Source organism: Psychrobacter sp. ANT_WB68 (genome assembly GCF_008369115.1).
Taxonomy (GTDB): Bacteria; Pseudomonadota; Gammaproteobacteria; order Pseudomonadales; family Moraxellaceae; genus Psychrobacter.
On the sequence record NZ_VOAZ01000005.1, the window covers coordinates 126882 to 146399 of the forward strand.

At 44.4% G+C, this 19518-nt stretch carries 15 protein-coding genes and 1 pseudogene; 11 read left to right on the plus strand and 5 right to left on the minus strand.

Annotated elements, in window-relative coordinates; all coding sequences use genetic code 11:
* Window positions 1–195 precede the first annotated feature (195 nt).
* The 6 genes from dapC to FQ084_RS12710 all read left to right on the plus strand — a co-directional run bounded on the left by dapC (window position 196) and on the right by FQ084_RS12710 (window position 8057).
* Window positions 196–1452: a succinyldiaminopimelate transaminase gene (dapC, locus tag FQ084_RS12685; RefSeq protein WP_149490984.1), complete on the plus strand. Its 1257-nt coding sequence runs from the start codon at window positions 196–198 to the stop codon at window positions 1450–1452.
* Window positions 1453–1709: 257 nt separating this feature from the next.
* The gene (locus tag FQ084_RS12690; RefSeq protein ID WP_149491006.1) at window positions 1710–3725 is read left to right on the plus strand and encodes a DUF294 nucleotidyltransferase-like domain-containing protein; all 2016 of its coding nucleotides are present in this window, start codon (window positions 1710–1712) and stop codon (window positions 3723–3725) included.
* A 54-nt stretch (window positions 3726–3779) separates the two neighbouring features.
* Window positions 3780–4385, plus strand: coding sequence for a 3'-5' exonuclease (locus FQ084_RS12695; RefSeq protein WP_149490985.1), 606 nt, complete (start codon window positions 3780–3782; stop codon window positions 4383–4385).
* 228 nt (window positions 4386–4613) lie between these two features.
* Window positions 4614–6725, plus strand: coding sequence for a D-alanyl-D-alanine carboxypeptidase/D-alanyl-D-alanine-endopeptidase (locus FQ084_RS12700; RefSeq protein WP_149490986.1), 2112 nt, complete (start codon window positions 4614–4616; stop codon window positions 6723–6725).
* An 80-nt stretch (window positions 6726–6805) separates the two neighbouring features.
* Window positions 6806–7336, plus strand: coding sequence for an ABZJ_00895 family protein (locus tag FQ084_RS12705; RefSeq protein WP_149490987.1), 531 nt, complete (start codon window positions 6806–6808; stop codon window positions 7334–7336).
* Between the two features lie 157 nt (window positions 7337–7493).
* Window positions 7494–8057, plus strand: a complete 564-nt coding sequence (locus FQ084_RS12710) for a DUF421 domain-containing protein (RefSeq protein ID WP_149490988.1) — start codon at window positions 7494–7496, stop codon at window positions 8055–8057.
* Window positions 8058–8195: 138 nt separating this feature from the next.
* On the opposite strand, the gene FQ084_RS12715 is transcribed toward FQ084_RS12710, so the two are convergent.
* Window positions 8196–8642 carry a DUF2147 domain-containing protein gene (locus tag FQ084_RS12715; protein ID WP_149490989.1) on the minus strand — a complete coding sequence of 149 codons (447 nt, stop codon included), beginning with the start codon at window positions 8640–8642 and terminating at the stop codon, window positions 8196–8198.
* Window positions 8643–8944: 302 nt separating this feature from the next.
* Here FQ084_RS12715 and rlmH point away from each other — a divergent pair, with 302 nt between their 5' ends.
* Together rlmH and FQ084_RS12725 are read left to right on the plus strand one after the other, a co-directional pair.
* Window positions 8945–9433 carry a 23S rRNA (pseudouridine(1915)-N(3))-methyltransferase RlmH gene (gene rlmH / locus FQ084_RS12720; protein WP_149490990.1) on the plus strand — a complete coding sequence of 163 codons (489 nt, stop codon included), beginning with the start codon at window positions 8945–8947 and terminating at the stop codon, window positions 9431–9433.
* A 126-nt stretch (window positions 9434–9559) separates the two neighbouring features.
* The gene (locus tag FQ084_RS12725) at window positions 9560–10480 is read left to right on the plus strand and encodes a DODA-type extradiol aromatic ring-opening family dioxygenase (RefSeq protein WP_149490991.1); all 921 of its coding nucleotides are present in this window, start codon (window positions 9560–9562) and stop codon (window positions 10478–10480) included.
* Window positions 10481–10568: 88 nt separating this feature from the next.
* On the opposite strand, the gene FQ084_RS12730 is transcribed toward FQ084_RS12725, so the two are convergent.
* Window positions 10569–12062: an amidase gene (locus tag FQ084_RS12730; protein WP_149490992.1), complete on the minus strand. Its 1494-nt coding sequence runs from the start codon at window positions 12060–12062 to the stop codon at window positions 10569–10571.
* Between the two features lie 216 nt (window positions 12063–12278).
* Window positions 12279–15557 carry a DNA translocase FtsK gene (locus FQ084_RS12735; RefSeq protein WP_149490993.1) on the minus strand — a complete coding sequence of 1093 codons (3279 nt, stop codon included), beginning with the start codon at window positions 15555–15557 and terminating at the stop codon, window positions 12279–12281.
* Window positions 15558–16157: 600 nt separating this feature from the next.
* Between FQ084_RS12735 and trxB the strand changes: the two genes are divergently transcribed.
* The 3 genes from trxB (at window position 16158) to FQ084_RS12750 (ending at window position 18618) form a co-directional block, all read left to right on the plus strand.
* Entirely contained in the window at window positions 16158–17180 is a 1023-nt protein-coding gene (gene trxB / locus FQ084_RS12740) for a thioredoxin-disulfide reductase (RefSeq protein ID WP_149490994.1), read from the plus strand.
* On the plus strand, window positions 17181–18005 hold the full coding sequence (aat, locus tag FQ084_RS12745) for a leucyl/phenylalanyl-tRNA--protein transferase (RefSeq protein ID WP_149490995.1): 825 nt from the start codon (window positions 17181–17183) through the stop codon (window positions 18003–18005). It begins immediately after the preceding gene.
* 175 nt (window positions 18006–18180) lie between these two features.
* Window positions 18181–18618, plus strand: a complete 438-nt coding sequence (locus tag FQ084_RS12750) for a MerR family transcriptional regulator (RefSeq protein ID WP_149490996.1) — start codon at window positions 18181–18183, stop codon at window positions 18616–18618.
* Between the two features lie 96 nt (window positions 18619–18714).
* Here FQ084_RS12750 and rimI read toward each other — a convergent pair whose 3' ends face one another.
* Window positions 18715–19197, minus strand: a complete 483-nt coding sequence (gene rimI, locus FQ084_RS12755) for a ribosomal protein S18-alanine N-acetyltransferase (RefSeq protein ID WP_149490997.1) — start codon at window positions 19195–19197, stop codon at window positions 18715–18717.
* A gap of 202 nt (window positions 19198–19399) precedes the next feature.
* A pseudogene (locus FQ084_RS12760) lies at window positions 19400–19518 on the minus strand (elongation factor Tu); the annotation flags it as partial.

Consider the following 19518-nt stretch of genomic DNA (forward strand, 5'->3'; position numbering starts at 1 on the left):
CTGAGTAATATATGAATATTTAACCCTTATATCACCAGAATAGCAGCCTTTTAATGCACTATATTGATGGCGTTACCATTCATAGCGGATAAACATAAGAAGAAAAAGACAAAAAATAAGAGAAGTGCTACACTGCCTAAATGTAACTTTTCTTTATAATTTTATTATTAATTGTCTATTATAGTTAGCTTACTTATGAATCACAACTTAACGTATTTGCATCCTTACCCGTTCGCTAAGATGGCGACCTTATTGAAGGACAGCACCCCAGCCCATAACTACAGTGAAATTAAGCTTGGCATTGGTGAACCAAAACATGAACCACCGGCATTTGTGTTGGACGTACTACGCGAAAACTTGGACAAAATAAGCCAATACCCGACCACCAACGGTCTGTTTGAGCTCCGCCAAACCATCGCGCATTGGCTGGAGAGGCGCTTCTTTTTGAATCATCTCGATCCTCATACCCAAGTTTTGCCCGTTATGGGCACACGCGAGGCGATTTTTAGCTTAGTGCAAGCAGTGATTGATCACCCTCCAGCTGAAAAAACAGACGATACCACCTCTCAATCAACTGCTAAAAAACGGCTAATGGCTAATCAACCACCAACCGTTGTGATGCCCAATCCTTTTTATCAGATATACGAGGGCGCCGCGATACTGGCGCAAGCGACGCCATACTTTATTCCTTGCACAAGCGAGAATGATTTTAAAGGTGACTATCGCGCGGTACCAAAAGACGTATGGATGCGCACGCAGTTATTGTTTGTCTGTAGCCCGAACAATCCCACTGGTTCCGTGATGACCATGGACGATTGGGAGCATTTGTTTCGTTTATCAGACCAACATGGTTTTATCATTGCCAGTGACGAGTGTTATAGCGAGCTGTATTTTGATAGCGCACCGATTGGTCTATTGCAAGCTTGTGCTGCCCTTGGGCGCCATGACTTTAAAAATTGCGTGGTGTTTCACTCTTTATCTAAGCGCTCAAACTTGCCCGGTCTACGTTCAGGCTTTGTGGCGGGTGATGCCCATATTTTGCAGGCCTATCTACAATATCGTACTTATCAAGGCTGCTCGATGCCAATACCGCATCAGCTGGCCTCCGTTGCCGCTTGGGAAGATGAAAAACACGTGGCGCATAATCGGGCGCTCTATCAAGAAAAGTTTGCCTTATGGATGTCTGAGCTGGGCGATTTACTTGATTTACGTATGCCAGAGGCGGGTTTTTACTTTTGGATAAAGGTACCTGAGCAGTTCAACGCTGATGACGAAATATTTGTTAAAGCCCTATACGAGCAAGCGAATATTCACGCGCTGGCTGGGCGTTATTTGTCACGCGAAGTGAATGGAAAAAATCCAGGACAAGGTTATGTGCGTATTGCATTGGTTGCTAGCGTTGAGGAAAGCCGCGAAGCCATCAATCGCATTCGTAAATTGCTTGGTGCTTAAACATCTACCTTAAAGCTTAGCTTAAAAGCAATGAAGACAGTTAAGCATTAACCGACAAATAACATCTCATAATTAATATCCTATCAGAGAACCATCAATAACCACAATATTATTGTGGTTATTGATGGTTTCTTGCTATGCTACTTGCCAAACAATGCTATAGTAAAAATGATGCGACTCAGTTTCTCTACTTATTGATTATCAATGTACCCTTACTGATTAAACTTTTTGCTAAATGTGCCATCAAGGATGATGCCATGCCCCATCTCGATTTTACCCAGCCGCCCTTTGATGTATTAAGCGCAGCTGAACGTCAAAGTATCAAAAAAAATACCCAGGTTCGTTATCTTGCTAAAGACGAGAGCTTGCCTGCAGACGATTTACAATACTTTTATGTGGTACTCAAAGGACAAATCGAGCAACTGCTTGATGGCGAGTTTGTCGCGACTTATTTAGGCAGCAATCATAGCGATCATCTCAATAGCAATGATTGGTTTGACAGTCGGCGTCTACCAAAACTGCTCACAGAAGATGCTATACAAGAAGGTAAAAATCCAACCAGCACCTTACCTACAAGCCAAAAAACGATATCACCTTACCAGTTTCGAGCTATCGAAGACACGCTGCTGCTACAAATGAATGGCTCGACTGTTGACAAAATCAGTGCCCAAAACCATTTAGTGCGTCAATTACTATCAGAAGACTTACCTGAACGACTAAAAGCCTTGCAGCAGCGACGTAGCGGTCAAAGCTTAGATGCGATAAGCTATCATGGCTATAATGACCAGCAAGAAGTACAGCAAATCATGCTGCAGCCGGTGATTGATATCAGCTTACTACCAGTACATATTATTGACGCTACTAGTAGTTTATACGAAGCTGCGCATATTATGACCAAGGCAGGGCTCAAACATGTATTGGTGCGCCCGCTCGACCAATTAAACCATATGCAAACACAAACCCTAGATAATGATTCGCTGCAAACTCCTAAAAGTTACTCTGGTCGTACATTAGGCATTCTAACCGATACCGATATCTGCCGCGCGGTGAGCGACCAGCAAAATCCTGCGACAACGCCTTGCCAACGTTATGCGAGCTTTAATTTGCGCACTATCGATGCCGATGATGAGATTGGCGATGCATTATTGACCATGACTCGCTACCGTATTCATAGATTGCCCGTGATCGATAGCAATGGTGAGGTCGTAGGTGTGCTTGGGCAAAGTGATATGCTTGCCCATATTGGACATCATTCACAGCTGATTAGTATTCAGATTGAAAAAGCAAAGGACTTGCATAGTTTAGATACCGCAGTCGAACTTATCGGGCGCTATATTCGTGCGCAGCATCAAAACGGGGTAAAAATCGGTAATGTCAGCCGCATGGTACAAACGCTCAATGCACAGGTTTTCACCAAGCTGTGGCAACTTATCGTACCCGAGGATGTGATGGCAAATACCTGTGTCATCGTTATGGGCTCAGAAGGTCGCGGCGAGCAAATTATGCGTACTGACCAAGACAATGCACTGATTATTCGTGATGGTTTTACCCATCCTGACTTAGCTAACTTTGCTGAAACTTTTAACAATCATTTAGCAGCCTTGGGGTATCCGCTCTGTGATGGAAATATCATGATGACCAATCCGATGTGGCGGCAGCCGCTCAAGCAGTTTGAAGCACAGATTGGCTTATGGTTTAGAAACACTGACCCGATACACAGTATTTATTTATCCGCGATATTTGATGCTGAATACGTCTGCGGCGATGAGTCGCTGCTGACTCATGTTCGTGAACATTTAAAAATCGCCCATCGCCAGTCAGACCCAATGTTTGTACGTCAGTTCGCCCGTGCCGCATTACAGTTTGGTGATGTCAGTCAATGGTGGCAAAAGTTTGTCCCGCTACTTGGCGGCAAACCTAGCTCTTATGATATTGACCTTAAAAAAGCCGGTATCTTTCCTTTGGTACACGGTATTCGTACTTTAGCATTAGAAAACGATATCTTTGACGCCCCTAGTAGTAAAGGACGCCTCAAAGCCTTGGTGCAAGCTCGCGCCTTGACCCAGCCGCGTGCTGATACCTTGCTTGAGGCGCTAGAATTTTTTATGGCGCAGCGTCTGTCTGTTGCACTATCGACAGATGACAAGCATGCGCGGCAAGTAGATCCGACGACCCTATCGGCACTTGAGCGAGATTTATTAAAAGAGTGTTTGGCAGTGGTCAAAAGTTTTAAAGGTCAGCTAAGTAGGCATTATCAGCTAGAATTTAATTAGAGAAACTTGGTCAACCTTAAATAAAAAAGGGCGCAAAAAGGGAGCGAAAATAAGATGCGTTGGCTAAAACAGTTATCTTCTGCTTGGCAAAAGACACATTTGCAGCGCCCAGAACTGGCATCGATGTTTGGCAAGCCTTTGGCTGGTGAGTGGGTAGCGATTGACTGCGAGATGACTGGGCTCAACCCTAAAAAGCATCACCTGTTGTCTGTCGCCGCCATTCATATCAATGGCGAAACCATCGACACAGGCAATGGTCTTCATCTGGTTTGCAGACCTCCTGTGATGCCTGACCGTGACACCATTGTGATCCATGGACTACGCACTGCTGATGTCGAACACGGCATGAGCTACGATGAGATGCTAGCCTTGCTGCTTCCTTTTATCGATAATCGACCGATAGTTGGGTTTTGTCCACAGATAGACACAGGATTTTTGAATCCTTTGGTTAAGCGCTATATGGGTACGACATTGCCGAATGAGGTCATTGATGTGCGGCAGTTATACAGTCGGCGGATGGGCAATCTTGCTCAGGGCGACCCCAATCAATCGCAGCATTTGACCAAAATCTTAGCACATTATAATATTCCTGAGCTTGGCACTCATGATGCCTATAATGATGCCATTATGACTGCGATGGCGTTTTTGCATATGCGTTAAGATTGATGACCAATAACTAGATGAAGAAAACACATATTAACTGCTATCATTCCTCAGTTTAATCACACACCATTTAGCCTTTTTTAAATCTTTATTTTTTACACCGTTCCTTGCAAGCCTCTCTATAGATTTTAGCAGTACTGTGCATTTACGCGAAAGCGGTACCTACGCGAAAATAGCAACTCATGTTACCATAGGTTGTTTTTGCCACCTGATGATAGACTGCTCATGCTACCCACTTCTAAATTTAATCATTACCCTAGCGCTACTGCCAAGCTTACACTTTTTAGTAAGCCGTTATGCTCGCTGAATCAGCCTACAAAATACTTATCGATGCTGACATTATTTGCCAGCGCTATGTTAGCGCCGCTATATGCTCAAGCTGCCTTACCAGAGGCGATTCAAACGGCGCTTACGCGAGCAAACTTAAGCGCCGACGATATTAGTATTGTCATTACTCCAGTGGGCGATAAAAATGCCAGTCGTTTGCCCTCGCCGATTCAAGTTATTAATAGCTCTAGCCTTGACAGTCAGCCAAAATCGTTAAGTGCGGATAACGGCGCAGCTGATCCTGATATTATAAAAAAACAAGCGACTCAAAATAATAAAGCTAAAGAAGCAACGGTTTACCACAGCCCATTGGTAACGATAGAAAAGCAAACGATCAAACAACATGAAAAACAGCTCCATGCTTATACCGATGATCCTTATACTTATCAGAGTTTAGAGAGCACTCCATCGCTGCTGCCAGCTAATAGCCAATCAATGCCTTCAACGCCTGCTACAAATCATCTTAGCCATGAAAATGAGCATAAAAGCAGTAAAGACAATGGTAGCAATACTGCGGTTAATAATACCGCTATTAAAATCTCTTTCTCGCCGTTATTGAGCCATCAAGCGGATATTGCACGCACGCCTGCCAGTACTATGAAACTGGTGCCAAGCTTTATCGCTTTAGATATTTTGGGCGCTGACTTTGTCTGGCATACTCGTGTTTATCATACGGGTATTATCATTGGCGATAAGCTCTATGGCGACTTGATTATTCAAGGCAGTGGCGACCCAAAAATGACCCATGAGCGCTTGCAGCAATTGCTTTATAAAGTGCAAACTGCTGGTATTCGCCATATCAACGGCGATATTATCGTGGATAGCGCCGTCTTTAAAAACGTCACAAAAGACCCTGCCGCCTTTGACAACTCACCGCTACGTCCTTATAACGCCAGCCCCGATGGTTTTTTGGTCAATTTTAGCAGTATCGGTATCCAAAGCTATCCGCTAGATAATACGCGCGCGCAGCTGACTTACACGCCGCAATTGGCAAATTACCAGTTACCGAGTATGATAAATATACGCTCAGCTACCTGTAGTCAAGCTCGCTATAGTCTAGCGCCGCAGTGGCAACCGACACAGTTGACGCTCAATGCCAATTTACCAGACAGCTGCGGCGAGCATACCTTTTATGTCGCCTACCCTGATGCCAAAGATTTCGCCGCGCGCGTCATTGCTTCTAAATGGCAAACGCTGGGTAATACGTTGAGCGGTAAGGTCATCAGCCAAGAAACGCCTTACCGCTTTAATATCAATGCTAAAGAGGCAAAAGCGCCACGTGGTTTAGCAGCTATTGCGATGTCACCCTTGCCCATTGTCAGCTATCCTTCTTTAAACCTTACTCAGCAGATTTATGATATCAATCACTTCTCTAATAATGTAATGACAGAGCAAGTGGCACTATCTATAGGCGCTTATAACAGTACTAATAATCCTATTAATAATGTTGGCAGCAATAAAATAACCACTGATAAAGTGAGCACCAATAAAGAAAGCGTTAATAATAAAGGCAGTGATACGAATAAAGTCATTAACAATCAAGCAACGAGCTTATATCAATTTGGCCAGCCAAAAGCGACCGACTATCCGCAAGCGCTGCAAACTATCAATCAATGGTGGCAAACCAAGCTGACCACCCCGCCGCCGCATCTAAGCAACGGCTCAGGACTCTGCCGCGACTGTACCATCAGCGCTGCAAACTTAAGCGAGCTATTGACCTACGCTTATGAGCAACCGAGCTTTGATGCTTACGTGAGCTCATTAGGTATTGCTGGCGTCAGTGGTACGATTAGTGCGCATAGCGACCGCTTACCTGAGTCGCAAGCCATCGGTCGCGCTTGGATAAAAACCGGTACTTTAAATAATGTCACCTCGATGGCAGGCTATGTTAAAGGGCTGTCTGGACAGGACTACGTGGTGGTCGGATTAATTAATAGCGACCAAGCGCTCAACGCTTATAATGCCCGAACCGTGTTAGATAGCATGCTAGATTGGACAGCGCAGCATTAAGGGTGGTTCATTAACTGCTCTTTTTCTATCGCTATTTGCTTTAAAAATCTTATGCTCACCCCTTTATAAAGGTCATTTTTATGTCACGTAAACCAATGCAGCTTAGCAAGTCTCCTAGTCGTTCAAAAGATAGTAAGGCGGCAGGCAATACTCAGCCTAACAGTCCAAAAACAACACAACCTAAAATGGCGCAATATGTTGGATTCTTTGCGGTTGGTTATATTCTGGCTAGCGCCATATTTATGATGATTCAAACCAAATTTGCCTTAAACTCGCAATTGGTCACTGCCATCGCTATCGTTATCGGCGCTTATATTGCGGTGCATAAATTTATCAAACATCAGCAGCGCGCACTGGATAGAAGTGAAATCAACCGCTTAATGTTCGGCGGCGTCGCAGTGGTTTGGCTGCTTACCATTATCTATTTCTTATGTATCTGGTTTTTCTTATTTGATGCGGTGAGCCGTGAAGTATTGATGGACATGACCAGGCAGCAGCCTTTACCGCTGCTTTCTGCATTGGTGATGATCTTGGTGCTTAGCCTAGTCAGTGCGCGAATCAGCATTTGGGCAGTTAATCGCGTGCTTGACCCCAAGCGTAAAACCATTTGATTGCTTGGTTACCTATTGCTGGATGTTGTTAAGTGTTCATTACAATGAGAGGTTGAGTATTTTCTACAAGCTACTAGGAAGTTTTTGTCTCATGCATGACTGAATTACGTTACGCTGTCTTTACGCTAATGAATTTTGCTAGATAGGAGCTCAAGCAATGGACATGCTTTTTTTCGACAATATAGACAAGCTTGGACGTATCGTGGTGACCGCGGTTATGGTTTATGTTTTGATTATCATTACCACTAAGGTCTCTGGAAAACGCTCTACCTCTCAGCTCAATAATTTTGATTGGATTGTCACCGTGATGATTGGCTCACTCGGTGCCAGCACTATTTTACTCAAAGACATTCCGCTTATCGAAGGTATCTCTGCTATCTTGGCGCTATATATCATGCAGTTTTTGGTCACCAAATATGCCTCCATCTCACCGCAATTTAGCAGTTTTATTTTGTCCGAGCCGCGTATTGTCTTTTATCAAGGGCAGTTTTTGCCCGATGCGATGCGTGATGAGCGCTTGACCCGTCAAGAGATGGAGTGTGCCATGCGTTCTGAAGGGATAAATAGTTTCGATGATGTCGAGGCGATTGTTTTTGAATCGGATGCTAAGCTGACGATTATCCGAAAACCCACGTCTTTTGATAATAAGGATGCTGATAATCAGAATAACGACGAGCGTGCAGAAAGCGCGGTATCAGAAACGATTGCGCCGCTTATGTAAGATAATTGATAAAACTTAACGCATGAAAAAGGATAGCCAACATACATCAGCTATCCTTTTGCATTGGCTTTCAATCACTTCCAATCATTGCTAACAACTAGCATCGTCCTTAATCAATGATAATCCTAGTGGCAAAACTTACTTAATACGCTGCCACGTTTGCGAGCGACCAAAGACTGGGGTACCGACAAAGCCGCGTAGTTTTAGGCTTTGACCATTATCACTTAGAGTCAACTTGCCAGAATAGGTTTTCCCTGATTCAGGATCGACCAACTTGCCGTCACTCCATTGGTTATTACCATCCGCTTTAAAGCCTGATAGTATCTGCAAACCTTCAACAGGTTTATTTTTTAAGCTGCCTGGACACTTGGTACAAAGCGCATCTGCCTTTTCTTTATCGAGCACTTTGAGGATTTTTCCTGTGACCTTACCACCGCTTTCAGTTAACTGCATGACGGCCTTTTTTTCACCGGTTTTATCATCGATGGTTTGCCATTGTGTGCCATGTAAAGAAGCAGCAAACACAGAAGTAGAGAGCAGCACGCCTGCGCTAAGGGCAACTAGACTTGATATAGTACGTTTCATGAACGACTCCTTTCGTTTAAAAAAATGTTTCAAACTGTCTTTTGGTTTATCATAAAGACCTCACAATGTTGTTCGTTATGTCATTACTGGTTGATTTATCTCACTACTTTTAACTTTCTGCCACTATTTCTATAGCGCAACTTTTAAGCAATGATAAACAAAAACCAGAAAATTAGAGAACAACTGTTTGTCGAATGCTAGTAAAGCACAAAATTATGCGTTGTAAAAGGTCTCTTTGTTACAATAACTTAAGCGTAGAATTCTTTTGTTACATTTAATCAATTATCGAAGTGATATGTATTATGAAAGTAAGAATATTGACCGTCGGCAACAAAATGCCCAAGTGGGTACAAACTGGTTTTGACGAATATTTCAAACGTATTCAACCCATGCTCAGCACTGAAATCGTAGAAATTGCGGCGGCGAAACGCGCCAAAAACCCATCCGATGCTAATTTGGCACAGTACCGTGAGCAAGAAGGTCAGGCAATATTGGCCGCCCATGCGGCAGTCGGTCGTGAGCAACTATGGGTACTGGATGTGAAAGGCAAAATGCTCTCTACCGAACAGTTGGCAGATAAATTGGCAGATGGCATGCAGCAAGGTGATGACATTGCTTTGGTTATCGGCGGTGCTGACGGCGTATCGCCAGAAGTATTGGCAAAAGCCGACGTGAAGTGGTCGTTATCCGCGCTTACCCTACCGCATCCGCTGGTGCGCGTGGTGCTTATGGAACAGCTATATCGGGCGATGAGTATCAATCACAATCATCCTTATCATCGTGGTAATTAAAAGTAGTATTTAAAAACTACACAAAAATTGATTGATATAAAAGAGCGACTGATTGATATACAGAGCAGTGGCAAACTCAATGACAAAAGAGATTGAAAAACAGGCGCGCGCCCTAATAAATGCAACATGAAACAGCCTAAACCTGCAATACCTAAAGCCCCGAGCGCTCATCCGCAACCTGATGACAAACGCCAACATCTGACGACATCAAAGCCGACGCCCATCACAGCCGCTGCTGCCTGGGCAGATGCGCCTGCAATATCGAGTGCAGCTGAACAATCTAAATCGCCCATACTGCCCGCGCTATTTATCTCGCATGGTGCGCCAACGCTTGCTATCGAGCAGTCAGCGACAACCAGCGCACTGGCACGTATGGGTCAAAACCTACCTAAGCCGCGCGCTATTGTCATTATGTCGGCACATTGGCAATCCGCTAGGCTTGAAATCAGCAGTAATCCACAGCCAAAAACTTGGCATGATTTTTCTGGCTTTGCGCCTGAGCTGTATGATTTGCAATACCCTGCTGCCGGACAACCAGCGCTTGCTGAAACTTTAGCACAGCAGTTGACGGCACGCGGTATCACCTGTCGCGTAAATCCTTTGCGGGCCAGTGACCATGGAGTTTGGGCACCGCTTTTACATTTGTATCCGGAAGCCGATATCCCTATCGTGCAAATATCCTTACCGCAGCATTATGACAGTGTTGCTTGTTATCAATTGGGCGCACAACTGGCACAATTGCGTCATGAGCAAATCCTTTTGATTGGCTCAGGGAGTATCACGCATAATTTGCAAGCGCTACGCTGGCAAGCAGAAAGTATCGATAAAACCGCTAGAGACTTCAAAGTCTGGCTATTACAACAGCTCAAAACAGACATTCCGAGCGCCTTAGACTGGCAGCAGTATCCTAATTATCAGAATGTACACCCAAGCGATGAGCACCTATTGCCGCTATTCTTTGCCTTAGGTGCGGGTCAACGCGTCTCTGTGGTGCATCAAAGCATGGCGCACCATAGTTTGGGTATGGATATTTATCGCTTTGACTAAGCTTCTGTTTTGACTGAGGTGCTTAAGTCAAAGCACTTTTGCTAAAACGCATTTATTAAAAGTCACTGACTTTTGAGTTGGTATAAAACTATTTTTCAAAAGCAGGTTTGGTAAATAATCCCGCGCGCTCCATCTCGCCAGCAATACTAAATAATGTCGTTTCATCATTCATACGCCCAATCAGCTGCATCCCAATTGGCAAACCCTTTTTGCTCATGCCTACTGGCAACGACATCGCTGGCAACCCCGTGATATTACCCAGCAAAGTAAAAGCCATTTTGCCCAGTACAGGCTGGCTAAGTTTTTCAATCATGCCTGAGCTAAAGGCATATTTACCCATATCAATGCCTTTATTTAGTAATCCCGCACTAAGCATCAACATCTCATCCATACGACTTGGCGGTAGCACACCGTGCTTAACGGCCGTGGTCGGTACCGTTGGGCACAAAATCATATCGTAGGTTTCGAGCAGCAGGCCAGTTTGGTATTGGCTGTCATGCCAGCCGTGCTTAGCATGCACCAAATCAACGGCGGATAATGAGCGTCCAAGCATTGCCATATTGTAGGTTTGCGGCTCAAGATTTTGGATATGCTGTGCACCATGACAGCGCTCAATATTATCAATGGTAAAGGCGGTATGCGCGCAGACTACCACTAAAAAATCATGCCAAAACTGCTCAATATTAATATTAGGCTCAGCCGGCACCACACGATGCCCCATTGCTTCTAACTGCTTAGCCGTTTGCTCTAATACAGCGAGTACTTCTTTATCGACCACCGTGTTAGCAACCAATGGCTGCTGATGCAGAGCGATAGTTAATTGCCTTGGTGCACGCATCGCTGCTTGCAAAAACGTGCCATCAGGTGGCGCGATGACATAAGGTGCACCGATTTCCGCCCCGCTGGTCGCATCGAGCATGGCCGCACTATCACGTACTGAGCGCGTAATCACATGGTCAGCGACTGCTCCTTCCCAGCCTTCGCCAAATGCAGGACCCATGGGGTTACGACCACGACTGGGTTTGAATCCAAAAGCGCCGCACCATGCCGCCGGAAAGCGTATTGAACCGCCACCATCACCTGCACCTGCCATCGGCACAATACCACTCGCCACTGCCGCCGCACTACCGCCCGATGAACCACCAGAGCTATAGCCTTTTTTAAACGGATTATGCGTCACGCCGTGCGCTTTGGGTTCAGTGGTGATGATTAAACCAAATTCTGGGGTATTGGTCTTACCAAAGGTATTGACCCCTGTGGCTTTCATACGCTTAACGATTTCACTGTCGCTCTCTGACAGGATATTGACGCTACGACTGCCCATCGTAATGGGCTCATTAGCAAAATAGAAAGATAAGTCTTTAAGCAAATAAGGCACACCGTTAAATACGCCTGTTGGTAAGCCCTTTTGCGCAGCAGTATAAGCACGCTCATCAAAACGATGAATAATAGCGTTTAGTTTCGGATTAAGCTGATTGGCTCGATCAACCGCTGCATCTAGCAACTCTTTGGCACTGACTTCCCCTGCATTGACCAATGCTGCCAACGCTAGGCCATCATACTGAGTGTATTCTTTAAACATAATCTGCATCCTTGCTGAGTGATTAAATTAAGATTTTTTAAAATTAAGTCATATTTATTTTATCAACAACTGTCAGTTTAGTATAAAAAACCACTGCTGATAATTGATAAAGAAACTCATTAGTCATTCGGACATGAGCGCTATCGTATTTTACCAATAAAAAAGACGAGCCACTTTCGTCACTCGTCCTTTTTACTATCTAATAAAACCTAAGCGCTACATCAACAGCTCACGCTTACCGCTTTTGCCCATTGAGCTGACCAATCCAGCCTCTTCCATTGAGTCGACAATACGTGCCGCACGGTTATAACCAATGCTGAATTTACGCTGAATACTAGACGCTGATACTTTTCGTGTTTCCATAATAAATGCCACCGCATCATTGTAAAGGTCGTCGTCTTCGCCAGAAGCATTGGCGGCGCTAGCACCACTGCCAGGACTCATTAATTCAAAATTACCTGCCATATTATCAATATAATCGGGCGCACCACGTTCACGCCACGCGTCACAGACACGGTTTACCTCTTCATCACTGACATATGCACCATGCACACGGTCAGGCTCAATTTGCCCAGGTCCTAAAAACAGCATATCGCCATTACCAAGCATGTCTTCTGCTCCGCCGCTATCCAAAATCGTGCGTGAATCCACTTTTGAGTTGACTCGTAATGCTGCACGGACGGGAATATTGGCTTTAATCAGACCAGTAATCACGTCGACTGATGGACGCTGAGTAGCAAGCATTAAATGAATCCCCGCTGCCCGCGATTTTTGTGCCAAACGGGTGATAAGTTCTTCAGCTTGCTTACCGACCTGCATAATCATATCGGCAAACTCATCAGCGACAATGACAATCATCGGTAAGGTTTTTAGCTTCGGTGCTTGACTGATACTCACACTGTCATTGGGGCGCCATAAAGGATCCAGCATTGGATTACCGGATTTTTCAGCAGCGATGACTTTTTTATTGAACTCGTTAAGCTTACGTACCTTTAATAGGCTCATGAGCTGATAACGGCGCTCCATCTCTGCCACGCACCATGACAAGGCACTGGCCGCTTCAGTCATATCAGTGACCACTGGCGTTAACAGATGCGGAATATCGTTATAGTTAGCAAGCTCAAGCTGTTTTGGATCAATCAAGATAAGGCGTAGCTCATTCGGCGTATATTTAAGCAGCATGGATAACAGCATCGAGTTGACCAATACTGATTTACCAGAGCCTGTGGTACCAGCAACGAGCATATGCGGTGCGCGAGCAAGGTCGGTAATAATCGGATTGCCGCCGATATCTTTACCCATTGCCATACTGATTTGGGCTTTAGGGTCGTTGAATTTTTCCGTATTTAACAGCTCAATCAAACGTACCATTTCGCGCTGCTTGTTTGGCACTTCGATACCAATATACGGCTTACCAGGAATGACCTCGACCACACGCAAGGACGCCATCGATAGCGAACGCGCCAAATCTCGTGAAATGCCCGTGACTTTACTGGCCTTTACCCCCGCAGCCAGATCTACTTCAAAGCGGGTCACTACGGGACCTGGAATAGCATTAACTACCGTAGCCTTAACATTAAATTCTTGCAGCTTAATCTCTAATAACTCGGACAACTGTTCAAGCTCAGCCAATGTATAGCTCGGTTTACGATCAGGATCTGGTTTATCTAAAATTGATAGCTCTGGGATAGGTGATAGACTACTGCGATAAGCGGCCGTTTGCATCGAGCGTGATTTTTGACTGAAAGCATCATCATCACTAATATGCGGCATCAAAGGCAGGTCAGTCTCGTCAGCTCGACTGTTATCTTCTGGCATCATGTCAACAATATGATTACTGCTATCGCCTTCCGGCACTGCAAAGCTTACCGTTGGTTTAGCGGCGGTTACGGGCGGAGTATTTGTCTGTGCAATCCCAGTTATCGTTGTAATAGCAGTTTCTGCCAGTGGCGCTAATGTAGGATTAGCAGGGGGCGTATTGGTTGGTGTCATATCAGTAACTTTAGCAACGTCACCAACTGCATTGACTGGCGCAGCAAAATCTACTGCCGATGTACTGACTATGTCAGGTTTAACTAAAGGCTCAGTATCGTAAGAAAAATCCGGTTGTTCGATAGACCAATTCTCAGACAAGTCATCCATTGAGTCATCACTAACGCCGTTTAATGAATGATCAGCTTTCTGCCTCTGTGCCTCAGTGTCAAATGACGTTTCTAATACGGGCGCTTCAATCAAGATTTCTTCTTGTTTTAACTCAGGCGCAACTGGAACCGCCGCATGTTCTGCTAGCCAAGCATCTGCTAAAGTATCAACTGCTAAGCCATCAACGCTTTCTGTCCTTTCATGTTCATCAGCAGCATCATTAACAGTATTATCAGAAGTATTAGGCGCTGCAGTATATTTATCGAAGTCTTGGGCGCTTGTAGCAGCAACTGCCTCATAGACAAACGCATCTTGTCCAGCAATTGCCTCGCTTGCCAACAAATCATCAACAGTATCAGCATCATTCCAAGCAAAACTCGGTTCAACTTTGCGTATAGGCGCCATCACAGGATTTGCAGCAGGTGTTGACGCTTGCTGTTGGTTAACATGACTGAAACTGCTAGCGCCGGCAGTTTGTAATTGCTCATCTTGCGCCGTGCTATTGGTTGCGGCTTGTGCCGCTGCGGCCGCTGCTGACATGGACGCCTTGACGCTGGCACCTAGACCCGATGTCGCTAAAAAATCTTTCAATACGTGATTAAAACGACCACTTTTATCTGCCGTTTGGGCATGATTAGCATCTGGTAATTCTAGTGGTAATTGTTCAAAGGCTTGTGCAGCTTTTTCACTGGTCACATTATCATCATTTTGCTGTTGCGCAGCTGCTGCTTGCGCCACTTGTCTATTATCTTGTTCGCGGTCATTACCTTTAACCGCAGAATCGCGCCACGACCACGTCTTGACCTTCTGATAAATGGCCAGCCAATGAATATTAAAGGCAAAAGTGGCCGTGATAATCACAAACACCGTTAAAAACGTCACACTGCCCCACTGCGATAATAACTGTGCCAGACGCGCTTGCAGTTCAAGACCAATAATACCGCCAGCAACGCCTTTGAGCCCTGAGACCATCGGATCAGCCACTTGCTGCACTAGCGCTACCAATTGCGCAAATAAGGCACTGGCGCTCAATAACAAAAACACATAAGCAACCAAACGTAATAACCAAAACGTTGGTTTGTTATCCCACCAAATCAGCACGGACTCATAAACCAAGAACGCCAGCAACCACCATGCACCAAAACCAAAGAAGCTATAGAGCAAATCTGACAGCCACGCGCCCATCTCGCCGCCCATATTATTCACGGCAGTCATATCACTACTGATGTGCGACCAGCTCGGATCATTACCCGTATAAGTCATCAAAATGACGAATAAATAAACCGCCAGTATTAACCCAAGCAGGGTAAATATGCCCTTTTTTAAATACTCAATAAGTGGTGCTGATATCACGTAAGATCTGCCTTGTCGTTAATACTCGTTATTAATACTAAATGGTTGCCAGTTTATGATTAACCCTAATCATGCTGACTATGCTGAACTGGTTCTATACTGTTGAGTGGCAATATACATTAAGCGCTTACTCCTGCTGCTAACACTCTCGCATAACTTCTTATAATAACAAATACATAGGCGTAGTGGCGACAGTGTTATCAAGAAAGAGCGTAAGAAAACAAATCCCTCAGTGATTCAGCAAAAAATGCTGCCATTAACCGAACATTCGCCACACTTTCGCGTAATAAACAGAGGTTTAATGAAAGAAATGTAGTGATTTTAGGTATCTTGCTCTCATACAGCTTGTTGTTAGAGACCATATTTTTAGGCAGCATTTTTCAAGGTTATGATGCTTTAATTCTAATGATACCCATATTCGTTTTAGCAAACTTGCACTTTTTGCCATCTGCCCTTATGTTATTATCACATAGCAACGAGAAAAACCATATTCATCGCTACTTTTAGCGAGTATCTTCTATAATATTTGTCACTTGTATGACGCATTTTTATTATTATAATTTTTATATTTTTTATTCTGATAGGTAGCAAGGAAATTTTATGGCAACTGATAACACGGCTCCACGCCACGAAAAATTGATTATTTTAGGTTCAGGTCCTGCTGGTTATGCCGCTGCCGTTTATGCGGCGCGCGCCAACTTAAAGCCTGTCATGGTGACTGGTCTAGAGGTTGGCGGGCAACTAACCACCACAACGGAAGTCGATAACTGGCCGGGCGATGCTCACGATTTAACTGGCCCTGCGCTCATGGATCGTATGAAAGCCCATGCTGAGCGCTTTGGTACTGAATTGGTCTATGACCATATCAATGAGGTCAATCTTAATGAGCGTCCTTTTACTCTGGTCGGGAATAACGGTAGCTATACTTGTGATGCTCTGATTATCTCAACGGGTGCGTCTGCTCAGTATCTAGGCTTAGAGTCAGAAACCAAGTTTAGAGGTTTAGGCGTATCGGCTTGTGCGACTTGCGATGGCTTCTTTTATAAAGACCAAAAAGTCGCCGTCATTGGCGGTGGTAATACCGCTGTTGAAGAAGCATTGTACTTATCTAATATCGCCTCTGAAGTCACTTTAGTGCATCGCCGTGATAGCTTACGTTCTGAGAAAATATTGCAGGATAAGCTGTTTGAAAAAGCCAAAAACGGTAACGTCAAAATCGAATGGAACCATAAAGTCAAAGAAGTGGTCGGCGATGATATGGGCGTCAATGGGTTGATCATCGAATCGATGATTGATGGCAGCACCAAGCAACTGGATGTGTTTGGCATGTTTGTGGCCATTGGTCATAAGCCCAATACTGACTTGTTTAAAGGTCAGCTGGAAATGAAAGACGGCTATCTTATCGTCAATAGCGGTCTAAATGGCAATGCCACCCAAACCAGTATTGAAGGCGTCTTTGCCGCAGGCGACGTCGCCGATCACGTTTATCGTCAAGCCATTACTTCTGCAGGCACTGGCTGTATGGCAGCGCTTGATGCTGAAAAATACTTGGATGCTATTGGTGAAGCTGTTGCTCAAGACCATACGTATGCCTCAACGTTGACTGCTGATAAAGAAGCATAAATGAGCGATTTTGCTAAAGACGACGGCCGCATTGATATCGATGCGACTGATATAACGCCTGAGACTTTCAGTAAAAACATCAGAAGTCTTGGGCGTTATAACTTCCCCGACCCTGTGATGGTTGATCCTGATGGCATCGGTATCGTTGCTGTCGGAGGGGATTTAGCGCCTACAACGCTGATTTCTGCTTACGCGCAAGGGTTGTTCCCGTGGTTTAATGAAGATGAACCTATCGCATGGTGGTGCCCTGAGCCACGCTGTATCATCGTACCAACTGACTATAAACCGAGTAAATCACTGCGTAAACAAGCAAACCGCGCTCGCTGGCAATTAACCCTGAATCAAGCTTTCGATGACGTTATCCGTGCTTGTAGTTTACCGCGCAGTAATGAGCTGCCTGAGGGCGAACATACTTGGATTCATGATGAGATGATTCAAGCTTATACCGAGCTACACGCACAAGGCTTTGCACATAGCATTGAAGTTTGGGACGATAAGCAGCAATTGATTGGCGGGTTATATGGCCTAAAGATAGGTGGGATTTATTTTGGCGAATCGATGTTTCATGTTGCTTCTAATGCCTCAAAGCTCGCTTTTTGGGGCTTAATGCGTCTATGTGCGCAAAGCAAAGTTGAGTTGGTAGACTGTCAGCTCCCAAACGATCATCTGATGAGCTTAGGTGCAACGACTTTGCCACGTGCTGGGTTTTTAGCACAATTAAATACACTTATCGGCAGTCGTTCAGTTAAATGGCAAAAAGACAGCCACCAACCTTTAGCCGTATCACTACTCGATAAACCAGAGCCGTGGCAATTAAAAATATAAAGAAAATCGGCAAGGCAAAATAGCTTGGTTTAACAGTGAGCGTATTTATTACTTTTCAGGGCTACTTTTCAATATAACTTTAAACAAGACAGCTTTAAACAAACACAGCGTCAAACAGCGCTTCCAATCATCATTACACAATCAGTAAGTTGGGTATTTTACTTACGAGGTTATTATGGTACCTGATACAGCGTTTTTACTTATTGGCACACTGGCAACAAAAGCCAGTACAACCAAAGATACGATTCGTCATTATGACCAATTGGGGCTACTAAAATCTCGCAAACGCCAAGCAGGCTCACGGCTCTATACCGAGTTTCATCCAGAATGCGTTGAGCGTATAGAGCTGATTAAAAGTGCCCAAGCCATCGGCTTTACGCTGACTGAAATCAAAGATAGCCTCAATGATTATTACGATGGGCAGCTCGATATTGATTTACAACTAAGCATCACGCAGCAAAAATTAGCCCAAGTCAAAAAACAGCAAGCGACCATCAGCTTAATGATAGAGATGTTGGCTGAACGCATTGAGATTCTTGAGCGCATGAAAACGGATGAAAACTATCTAGCCAATATTGATATTTACAAAAAGAAAGTACCGCCATCAGTATAATTAACCATGTCATAAATATCTGAGGTTTCATACGGCTAAATTTTATCTACTTGATGAATACTGCTTATTTATCATTAAATGCATATTCTGTATTTTTTAACAGTAAACACGCTGCATAATCAAAGCATCAATGGCTGGCTGATGAGGCTTTTGATAATAGCCTGCACGCTTATGAATCACGACAAAGTCTTGTTGCTCATATAAAGCAATTGCAGGCGCATTATCTGCCCGCACCTCTAACAATAAACTCTCTACCTGATTGTTCTTTAACTCTGCATTTAATTTGGCAAAAATCTGTGAGGCGATACCTTGACGCTGATAATCAGGATGGGTACCGATACGTAGTATTTCTGCTTGCTCAAACAGTAGTTGATATAAGCAATAACCAATTACCTTGTCAGACCTCCCCTCAGCCGCATAAACGAGCAGCATGCTAGTACTGTCTTGCTCAAGCATCTCAACTAGCGTTTTATACGTCCATGCATCGTGTGGCTGCACCAATGATTCGATATTTGCGACTGCTTGAATCTTTTGTTCTAGTTCTAATGTCTTGGTTGCTAGCTTCTCGATAGTAAACATAGCGTTTCCTTTTATTATTTTTATTCAAACATGCTTAAATTCAATTACGCCTATTTTATCTCAAATGATTGTCATCACTATCATTTACTCACTTATCCCCCACCAAGAAAAAGCCACCCTCTAAGAGGATGGCTTTTCACTTGCTGACTAATACTATCAGATTGCTCCGATAGTATTAATGCATCAATAGTTAATGGGTTACTTAGCTAAGTACGTTAGCAACAACACCAGCGCCTACCGTACGGCCGCCTTCACGAATAGCGAAGCGTAGACCTTTGTCCATAGCGATTGGATGGATAAGCTCTACGCCCATCTCAACGT

Excerpts from the sequence above, each read along its gene's own strand:
- dapC (WP_149490984.1), top strand. The coding sequence starts at position 196 with ATGAATCACAACTTAACGTATTTGCATCCTTACCCGTTCGCTAAGATG.
- FQ084_RS12690 (WP_149491006.1), top strand. The coding sequence starts at position 1,710 with ATGCCCCATCTCGATTTTACCCAGCCGCCCTTTGATGTATTAAGCGCA.
- FQ084_RS12695 (WP_149490985.1), top strand. The coding sequence starts at position 3,780 with ATGCGTTGGCTAAAACAGTTATCTTCTGCTTGGCAAAAGACACATTTG.
- FQ084_RS12700 (WP_149490986.1), top strand. The coding sequence starts at position 4,614 with ATGCTACCCACTTCTAAATTTAATCATTACCCTAGCGCTACTGCCAAG.
- FQ084_RS12705 (WP_149490987.1), top strand. The coding sequence starts at position 6,806 with ATGTCACGTAAACCAATGCAGCTTAGCAAGTCTCCTAGTCGTTCAAAA.
- FQ084_RS12710 (WP_149490988.1), top strand. The coding sequence starts at position 7,494 with ATGGACATGCTTTTTTTCGACAATATAGACAAGCTTGGACGTATCGTG.
- FQ084_RS12715 (WP_149490989.1), bottom strand. The coding sequence starts at position 8,642 with ATGAAACGTACTATATCAAGTCTAGTTGCCCTTAGCGCAGGCGTGCTG.
- rlmH (WP_149490990.1), top strand. The coding sequence starts at position 8,945 with ATGAAAGTAAGAATATTGACCGTCGGCAACAAAATGCCCAAGTGGGTA.
- FQ084_RS12725 (WP_149490991.1), top strand. The coding sequence starts at position 9,560 with ATGAAACAGCCTAAACCTGCAATACCTAAAGCCCCGAGCGCTCATCCG.
- FQ084_RS12730 (WP_149490992.1), bottom strand. The coding sequence starts at position 12,062 with ATGTTTAAAGAATACACTCAGTATGATGGCCTAGCGTTGGCAGCATTG.
- trxB (WP_149490994.1), top strand. The coding sequence starts at position 16,158 with ATGGCAACTGATAACACGGCTCCACGCCACGAAAAATTGATTATTTTA.
- aat (WP_149490995.1), top strand. The coding sequence starts at position 17,181 with ATGAGCGATTTTGCTAAAGACGACGGCCGCATTGATATCGATGCGACT.
- FQ084_RS12750 (WP_149490996.1), top strand. The coding sequence starts at position 18,181 with ATGGTACCTGATACAGCGTTTTTACTTATTGGCACACTGGCAACAAAA.
- rimI (WP_149490997.1), bottom strand. The coding sequence starts at position 19,197 with ATGTTTACTATCGAGAAGCTAGCAACCAAGACATTAGAACTAGAACAA.